1 protein-coding gene is annotated in these 680 nt (G+C 51.9%); it reads right to left on the bottom strand.

What is annotated here, in order from left to right; genetic code table 11:
- Positions 1-680: EF-Tu C-terminal domain-related protein (locus ABOC97_RS23905; protein WP_349602333.1), on the bottom strand; the 680-nt coding region annotated here is incomplete at both ends.

Here is a 680-nt window from a genome sequence, read left to right as displayed (position 1 = left end):
GTACGGCCGCCTTCACGGATTGCGAAACGCAGACCGTCATCCATCGCGATTGGGTGGATCAGGGTAACAACCATTTTGATGTTGTCGCCCGGCATTACCATCTCTACGCCTTCTGGCAGTTCGATGGTACCAGTCACGTCAGTTGTACGGAAGTAGAACTGTGGACGGTAGCCTTTGAAGAACGGAGTATGACGGCCGCCTTCATCTTTGGACAGGATGTAAACTTCAGATTCGAACTTGGTGTGCGGCTTGATAGAGCCTGGCTTAGCCAGTACCTGACCACGTTCGATTTCTTCACGTTTGATACCACGCAGCAGAACACCAACGTTCTCACCAGCACGGCCTTCGTCCAGCAGTTTGCGGAACATTTCAACGCCAGTACAGGTAGACTTAGCAGTCTCTTTGATACCAACGATTTCAACTTCTTCGCCAACTTTAACGATACCGCGCTCTACACGACCGGTAACTACAGTACCACGGCCGGAGATGGAGAATACGTCTTCGATAGGCAGCAGGAATGGCTTGTCAATCGCACGCTCTGGTTCTGGGATGTAAGAATCCAGGAAGCCAGCCAGTTCGATGATTTTTGCTTCCCACTCAGCTTCGCCTTCCAGCGCTTTCAGCGCGGAACCACGAACGATAGGAGTGTCGTCGCCTGGGAAATCGTACTGAGACAGAAG

Origin of the sequence: Kluyvera huaxiensis (genome assembly GCF_040149365.1) — a bacterium.
Lineage (GTDB): Bacteria > Pseudomonadota > Gammaproteobacteria > Enterobacterales > Enterobacteriaceae > Kluyvera > Kluyvera intermedia_A.
The sequence above is the reverse complement of the archived record's forward strand: the minus strand, read 5'-3'. Positions and strand labels throughout refer to the sequence as shown.